The sequence below is a fragment of the [Flexibacter] sp. ATCC 35208 genome (genome assembly GCF_001975825.1).
Lineage (GTDB): Bacteria > Bacteroidota > Bacteroidia > Chitinophagales > Chitinophagaceae > Chitinophaga.
The window spans coordinates 43,204-51,164 of the sequence record NZ_MTKN01000060.1 but is presented as its reverse complement, the minus strand read 5'-3'; the positions used below and the strand labels follow the sequence as shown (position 1 = coordinate 51,164).

Here is a 7,961-nt window from a genome sequence, read left to right as displayed (position 1 = left end):
AACTTGGCAAAGTAGAACTATTTGAATTAATTCCACAAATGTTAACCCCTCTTCTGATTAATATTTGATTATCAAATAATTAGCAGATTCGAAGTGTATGAAAGATAGATGAAAATTAAACGTAGTGACTAAACACTTCTAATGCTTATATCTTTGACGTTTTAGGCGGTTCATTTGTACATTTTGATTGAAGCTAACAACTATTGAGGGTAAGTGTTATTCAATTTTAAGTCCTATCAAAGAGAAATTTCTCTCGTTACCCGTCTTAACCCGATCCATCAAAATGGGCGTGTCATTGCGGTTCAAATAAGTTACCCGGACAGTAAAAAACACATTGGCTGTGTCATTGATGAAATACTTTTTTGTAACTGTTCCTTTGATGATCAAGTCTTTCCCTGCGTTAAATGCCCATTCAGTTGTTTGACAGTCATAAAGAACTGCGTTACGATTTCTTTCTGATGTGTCAACGGGCATGTATATCGTTATATTGTCGCCTACTTTAAACTTGTTGTAGTTAGTTCTACTTTGCCAAGTTAAAATGGAGAAAAATCCAGATCTTAGTGCTGTGTAAATCAATGCAATAAATATAGGACATGGTCAAAGGAAGACATCGCCAGCCGACATCCATCGGCTCAAAAAATATGTCCAGCATTGTGGTTCTGTTTTTAAAACAAAGACACATAACAAGATGGATTTGGGATTTGAATACATCCGGGGTTTGTTTCAAAGTCGGAAAAGAAACATAGAACGCTTAGCAGAGCAGACATCAGACGTTGAATATAATCGTATTCATCACTTTATTAGTGAATCGCCGTGGGACCATCGTGCCGGATTCGATCAGTTGTCACGTGATACAAGCACCATATTTAACAGTATTGATTGTGATTGGGTAGGGTTGTTATTGGATGAAAGTGCTCATGTTAAAAAAGGAGAACACTCAGTAGGAGTAAGCCGTCAATGGTGTGGTACTATAGGCAAGGTAGATAATTGCCAGGTCGCAGTATATGGAGCATTAAGTGCTGAAAAATATTATGGTCTTATAGACACAGAATTGTATTTACCGGAGAGCTGGACAAGTTATAAGAAACGTTGCAAAGCAGCTGGTGTACCCAAGGAAAGATATGTTAACCAAAGTAAGGTTGATTTGGCTCTTGATATTGTAAAGCGACAGGTAAGTCTTGGAACAGAATTCGATTTTGTTGGTGCAGATGGTTTATATGGTAATAGTTACAAATTCAGACAGACACTGGATGATATGGAGCTATTATATGTGGTAGATATTCACATTGATCAGCATGTATATGAACAAGTTCCGGATCTTTATCTTCCTGAAAAGCAGGGTAATCCGGGTCGTAATCCCAGCCGGTACAAAACAGATAGTAAAGCCATAGAAGTAAGTAATCTATGCCCAGGTAAATCATCAAAAAAATGGCAGACCATACGACTTCGAAAAACAGGTAAGGGCGATCTTGTATGTAAAGGGTATGTGCAGACAGTTTATACATGGGACGGGGAGAGTGAAGATTATAGAGAACATTTATTAATTATAAGAGCGACAAAAACTCCTTCAGGAGATATTGAATATAAATATGCCCTTAGCAATGCATATGAAGATGAATTTGAACTTGCTGACCTGGTCAGAATGCAATCTCAGCGCTATTTTATCGAGAGGTCCTTCCAAGATGCAAAGCAGGAGGCAGGTATGAGTGAATATCAGGTTAGAGGATGGATGGCGTGGCATCATCATATGGTATTGGTAATGATGGCACTACATTTTATACTAAGTGAAAAAATCTTGTATAATAATGAATATCCATTATTGAGTGCATATGATATACGAGATATAATAATAAGAGTCTATTCTAAGAAAAGTTTTTCTCCTGATGAAGTGCTTGACCAAATCAAGAAAAGGCACGAGCAGAGAGGATTAGAGAAGCTTAATAAAGACTCATCCTAAGTTGTCAAAGTAGAATTAGAGACCGCTTGAGTTTTCTGTTTCTCATTGCAGTCTATTATAAGCTGCCAATATGCTTTGTAAGTTTCAACTTGTTTGTCAAGTTCAATTTCCTTTTTATTTAACGTCCGATGCAGAGAGGTCAAAATGATTGACGAGATATCGTCAGGGGCATGAATGCCTAATGCTTTAAAGTAGTTTCTCAGTGCAGTGTCTCTGCCACCGTAGACCCAATTGTTTCGTATCCACATTCCAGTGCTTTGGTGTAACTCTACTAAAGCATCCCTTTCAGGCTTGTTTTTAAAATTGTCAAGTTCTGCCGGTGTCCATTGCTGTTGAAAATACAAAACTGCTTCATCTAAATTTTGGGGCAATTTGATTTGTGTCTTGCAACTTGTTAGAACAAACAAGCATGTAAAGAAAAGTGTCAATTTGGGTAAAGTCATTATTGAATGATAGGATCTGTCAAACATTACAGCAAACAACCAGGCTTCATCGTTGGTACTGTGTAACCAGCCAAGCTTAGTTGTTTACGTTTGTTGTCCACTTAAAAATGGCCGTTTCGTCAATTGATCATGGTAGTCAGTTTTCCTAAAGAATGGCCATACATCATAGTCGCCTAACTTTTGCCACTCGTAAAATGAAATAATATGCTCTTCTCTTTTATTCCTATAATGGTGTCCGAGTGTTATGACTGATAAGATTATTTCCTTTAATGAAAATCGAAAAAGTGTATTGTTCGTGTTAAAATAAGGCCACTCATATTTTTTGTCGGAATATAGAAATAAAATACACCGTGCAATGATTTTCAATGCATCCTTTGTTAATGCATCAGATTTCACTAGTTTATGATTTCTTGTGTCGTCATATAACCCCCAACACAATTCAAGCATTGGTTTAATAATAGGATCGTCACCGTCACTCCTTGCTAATTTTGAACGGTGATATTGCTCTGGGAGCCATCCAGCAGATACATTTTCCATAACGGCTTCCTCAAAGTCGTCGTTTGAAATCAGCCCAACGGATAAGTGGCGCAAATGAAGTGCGAGTTTTTTTCTACGTTCCTTGTCTACCATGTTGATGATTTTGATGGCATATCATACCTCTATTATATGCTATCTTAAGCCAAAAAACAATTTTTTGCAAGCGTTTTTTAGCTTCTTAGCAAAAATGGGGTATGAAAAGGTAACTCAAATACGACTCAAGTCAGGTTTAGATCATCCAGTGGATTTATAATTTTTAATAAATCTTTGCTCGAAACAGCCCTTATGTTCGAACAAAAACCTCTTCACCCACACATATATTTAATTCAGAAGAGGATGACTACATTCCATTCACAACTGAGGAACTAGAAATATTATTTAAATCATTATAATTATTCAATGCAGTAATGACGCAGCAGAATGATTATAATAACAAGTAAGCTACCATTTTGACTTGTACATGCATACCTCATTATAACACTCACGCCCAAAAATCACATCTCTCAAACAATAAATAAAATCCCCTCAAATACTTTTTTCTATTCATTATATTTTCTAAATTCATAAAGTCCAATAAATACCAAAAATACCCCCCCCTCATCCCTTTAAAAACAGCAAAATATAAACCTTAAAATACCTATTATGATTAAAACCCCAAAGGGAGTGGCCCTTCTATTGTCCGCTGCTATTGCTACCTATTTCACCTACTGCAATACAGCCCCTCACAACACCACACAGGATAACCAATTATCGGCCTTAAATGCTTCGATCGATTCGTTTACCTCCATCATGCCCAAAGACATCCAGGACCTATCCGATTCAATCGAAGCCGCCGCATTCGCCTGGAAAGAATTCGTAGCCCTCACATGGCCTGCGAAACCCAATCCCACTCCTAATATGTCGGGCTTCTACCGTGGCCAGCCAGATAACACCACCATCAATGGAGGTACCGGCTCCGGAGGCACTGTCGTATGGGAAACATTTTACCACAGAACAGAATTGTATCCCGGCTACTACGGTACTCACACGCTGCCCAATCCTGACACATTACCAGTTTATATCTATCACGCAGTCGTCACCCCTGCCAGCAAAACTGTAAATCAACACCTGTTCAACAACCTCGATGAGACCAGCGAAATCTCCCTCGCCTATATGTACTATACCCCATTGATAGCAAAAGACAATGCTGCCAATGCAGGCATATTATACGAAGCAAAGGGGAATAACGTAATTTATGACTATCTCAAAAAAACAGGTTACAACAATTCCAATACACGTCAACCCGCGCTTGACAGTGCTATTTCACTCATTAAAAATCTCTCTACCCCTCCCGATAGCACCATTTTTAGCCTACCTAATGCCTCCACTGAAATAAAAGCGACCTGGCGGCATTTCGACCATACTGCAGACAACCTGAAAGATTTTCACTGGACGGAGGGCATCTATTACACAAAGGACAAGAATGGAAGCCTGGTGGCCAACAATGATACCTTCCTGCTCATGTCATTGCATATTATTCAAAAAACGCCCAATGTACCTACCTTTACTTTTGCCACTTTTGAACACGTCACCCTTGAAAAAACAGGTTTCAGATTTATTAATACCAATCCCCGCACGGATTCATCAAAGGGGGTACCCCGCCCCCTGCCCGACTCTGGTGTCATCGAAGCACAAAGACAATTCCCGATCCCTGCCTACCTGAACACGTACAACAGTGCAGCACAGGCACAGATACGTAAGCAATTCGGAAGCTCAAATGTATGGGCCAATTATCAGCTAATAGGTGTACAGGCGGTCGTTACGAACGATCCTACGAAAGTCGTTCCACCCCAACAATTCTTCCTGTCAAATTTTGCAACTGAAACAAACAATTCGCTCCAGTTTTTCCAGGGCGGACTAGCTGGCGTATACTCCAATGTACCTAATCCCGATGCTGCACACGTCTTCGTCCTGGACAAAACCACTAAAAAATACACGCCTTTTACCGCAGGTGGTTGCCTGGGTTGTCACGGATCGCAAGGCCAATTTCAGGGAGGTGACTTCAGTGTTATTGCGGCTACCGGCAACTTCTTCGAGCCAGACATTCCACATCCTTATCCGGTCAATGCACCTGTATTCAAACAAAATCCTACCGGATTCCCTTTACCACATCTGTCCCCGGCGCTGCAGGCATTTTCCGATCCACATGCCATACCTGGTAAAAGACACAAATAATTTTTCACCCTCAAAACCCTTCATTCAAATGTCTGTAACTAAACTTACAAGCTTCAAGGATGTACAAAATTTGTTAGACAGTTTTGTACAATCCAGCGGTGTCACTCCTGGCCCTGCCCCCCACGGTATATTCTGGCATTTCGATGCCAATAATAATCCCATGACCTACAAAGAATTTACGACCGGCTATGTGCCAGGCTTTGATCCGAACTCTTACCCACCGGATGGCTTGTTAATACTGGAAGTAGGCAATGGCGCTTCATCAAATATTGTATTGGCCCTGCAAGGCAAAGGACCATTTGCGCCAGGCGGAAATATCGGGCAACAAATGCCACCACCCAGCCCGCCTTATAATTCTAATAAAACTCCTCCCCAACAGAATGATGTAATCACTGCACTTATTCAATGGATAGATGATAAATGCCCGAATGGGACAGTATAATTAAGAAAGGGCTGGTCTGATGACCGGCCCTTTTAGAATCATCAATGAATGCCTTATCTCGCACCAGGAACCACTCGTACAAAAGTATATGTGGATAGTCGCGTTCCGAAAGGTATCAGTATTATCAAAGGTATTTTATTTACCTGATGGAGGAAGGCGAAGGTGCAGCCAGATCTGATCCGGATGAACGATCTCAAGGCATTTTTTGTATTTAGGAGGTTTGAGATCGAAATTGGCGGCCATGCCGCGAATGATTTTGACTGTAACAGGTCCGGGGGGCGAATCCCTCTTTCTCCGCAGAATATAAAAGCGCTTCAAGGTCAATGACTTGAAGCGCTTTTAGTTTTTACTAATTCTATACTTTATTGATTATCAAACTACAATACGTTCGAATTCCCTTGGCATGAAACTAAGAATATGCTTGTTAAATTGTGCATGCTACCAGTTGCTGAAACGTAGGTTCATTTTCGTTTGTTTTGTTTTTTATTAGATATTGCTGCGGGTAGTATTGTTCACTTTTATTGGGATGCATAGGAAGGTCTTATCAATCGTAAAATCCGATGCCGTTATCCCAACTATCGAATCCTGTATGACAAATCGACGATCCGTAGAAGGGTTAAAGAAACCTACATGTATGAACGTTTTCATATTGGACTGATGTGGGTACTTTTTTACTCTCCGGACATTCATTGCAGGACCATTGGCAATGGGGCATTGCTATTCCTGTATGCAATTTATTATACAAAATAGAGTTCGAAATTAACGGTTACTTGGAATTGCCTCAAATGTAGATAAGAACTTCACTATTTTAAGAATTTCATTTGTTTCATTTCAATATACTCCATGATGATAAACAAATCATCTTGAAATAGGTTCGATTGTTGTCGCCGTAGCCCACAGAAAAGCAAGACCCGCTCATAGAGCAGGTCTTGCTTTTTAATATATTTTGATGCTTTCCTAAGGCATTTGTTATCGACTGTATATATGTTCGAAATCGATGGCTGGCCTTACTGATCGACGACGACAAATTTTTCTTCTTTCTGCATTACTCTGTTCTCAGGCTTTTTATCGGGTTAACCATCGCCGCCTTAAGCGACTGATAACTGATGGTCAGCAGGGTGATTATCACTACCAGCAGCGCTGTCAATACGAAGATCATCGGACTCAGCTCAATACGATAGGCAAAACTTTGCAGCCAATGATGACATGTCCACCAACCAAGAGGCATGGCAATCACCAGCGCCAGGCATACTAACCTAAGAAAATCTTTGGATAGCATGGCGACCAACTGGGCGGATGATGCGCCGATCACTTTGCGGATGCCGATCTCCTTCTGCCGTTTTTGCGCGGTGAAAGCAGCCAGCCCAAATAATCCCAGGCAGGAAATCAGGATCGCCATACCCGCGAAATAACGGGTCAGTACCTCTACCCGCTGCTCCGAGGCATAGAGCCTGTTGTAGCTGTCGTCCACATATGTGTAGGCAAAGTCCAATCCCGGATGATATTGGTGGTATAGGTTTTGAACCGCTGCCAGTGCTACCTGCTGCCGGAGCGGGTCAATTCCTGAAGGCCTACCCATTATTTCTGCAATGAAAAAAAGTTCGAACATTGTCCCTCACACCCTGCAACTAAGTAAAAGTGGATATATTTGAGCAGAAACTTGCTTAATTATATCCACTTCTTTATTTAAGCATCATGTCATTTTTTCCGGTAGCCCTTTTGTTTGGTTGAAAGCGAACCACCAGGCATAGGGGGCTTGTCCGCTCATCTTGGAGGTAAAGGTGCCTTTTGCGGGTAGCATCGGCATTTTCTCGATCATCGGATTAGGATGTGAACCTTCCATGATGATCAATTTTTCGGTCGCGCTCGGATAATTGGCCGCAAAGCTGTAAGCGACCATGGCACCGATGTCATGACCACAAATGTAGGCTTTGGCGACACCGAGCTTTTTGATCAATGCATAAAGATCACCCGCCATGGTTTTTTTATCATAGCCGGTTTGCGGCTTGGCAGAAGAACCCATGCCCCGGATATCAACAATGTAAACATGGTAATGCGCCGCAAGTGCGGGTGCTACTAAATGATAGGCATACCAGGTTTCGGGCCAGCCCGGCATTAAGAACAGAGGTTTTCCTTTGCCACCCTCTACATAATGCAGGCTGATCCCGTTAACAGTTTCAGTCCGGTTAATGAAACCTGGAAGTTTTTTGATCAATGCTTCGTCTGTATAGGCTGCCGGTATAGGCGTATGTACTGTCTTGTTTTGCCCTTCTGCAAGCGCAAAATTGAGCACGATAAGCATTGCAGTAAAGATTGATTTCCAGATTTTTGCTTTCATGGTAATGGTGTATGATGTTAAAATTAATTT

General features: G+C 41.1%; 9 protein-coding genes. 3 read left to right on the top strand and 6 right to left on the bottom strand.

Annotated features, from left to right (window positions below):
• Positions 1–216: 216 nt before the first annotated feature.
• Positions 217–474, bottom strand: coding sequence for a hypothetical protein (locus tag BW716_RS27895; RefSeq protein WP_143709074.1), 258 nt, complete (start codon positions 472–474; stop codon positions 217–219).
• Positions 475–688: 214 nt separating this feature from the next.
• Here BW716_RS27895 and BW716_RS27890 point away from each other — a divergent pair, with 214 nt between their 5' ends.
• A complete protein-coding gene (locus tag BW716_RS27890; RefSeq protein ID WP_179091300.1) occupies positions 689–1,957 on the top strand; it encodes an IS701 family transposase in 1,269 nt (422 codons plus the stop codon).
• On the opposite strand, the gene BW716_RS27885 is transcribed toward BW716_RS27890, so the two are convergent.
• Together BW716_RS27885 and BW716_RS27880 are read right to left on the bottom strand one after the other, a co-directional pair.
• On the bottom strand, positions 1,954–2,400 hold the full coding sequence (locus BW716_RS27885) for a DUF6794 domain-containing protein (RefSeq protein ID WP_083729199.1): 447 nt from the start codon (positions 2,398–2,400) through the stop codon (positions 1,954–1,956). The genes BW716_RS27890 and BW716_RS27885 overlap by 4 nt on opposite strands.
• Positions 2,401–2,484: 84 nt before the next feature.
• Positions 2,485–3,030: a hypothetical protein gene (locus tag BW716_RS27880; protein ID WP_083729197.1), complete on the bottom strand. Its 546-nt coding sequence runs from the start codon at positions 3,028–3,030 to the stop codon at positions 2,485–2,487.
• A 549-nt stretch (positions 3,031–3,579) separates the two neighbouring features.
• Between BW716_RS27880 and BW716_RS27875 the strand changes: the two genes are divergently transcribed.
• Positions 3,580–5,151 carry a hypothetical protein gene (locus BW716_RS27875; RefSeq protein ID WP_083729195.1) on the top strand — a complete coding sequence of 524 codons (1,572 nt, stop codon included), beginning with the start codon at positions 3,580–3,582 and terminating at the stop codon, positions 5,149–5,151.
• Between the two features lie 28 nt (positions 5,152–5,179).
• On the top strand, positions 5,180–5,593 hold the full coding sequence (locus tag BW716_RS27870) for a hypothetical protein (RefSeq protein WP_083729193.1): 414 nt from the start codon (positions 5,180–5,182) through the stop codon (positions 5,591–5,593).
• Between the two features lie 486 nt (positions 5,594–6,079).
• Here BW716_RS27870 and BW716_RS36985 read toward each other — a convergent pair whose 3' ends face one another.
• From BW716_RS36985 to BW716_RS27860, 3 genes are all read right to left on the bottom strand, one after another.
• A complete protein-coding gene (locus BW716_RS36985; protein WP_179091299.1) occupies positions 6,080–6,241 on the bottom strand; it encodes a hypothetical protein in 162 nt (53 codons plus the stop codon).
• Positions 6,242–6,638: 397 nt separating this feature from the next.
• Positions 6,639–7,172, bottom strand: coding sequence for an ABC transporter permease (locus BW716_RS27865; protein WP_179091298.1), 534 nt, complete (start codon positions 7,170–7,172; stop codon positions 6,639–6,641).
• A gap of 114 nt (positions 7,173–7,286) precedes the next feature.
• Positions 7,287–7,931, bottom strand: coding sequence for an alpha/beta fold hydrolase (locus tag BW716_RS27860; RefSeq protein ID WP_083729189.1), 645 nt, complete (start codon positions 7,929–7,931; stop codon positions 7,287–7,289).
• Between the last annotated feature and the right edge of the window lie 30 nt (positions 7,932–7,961).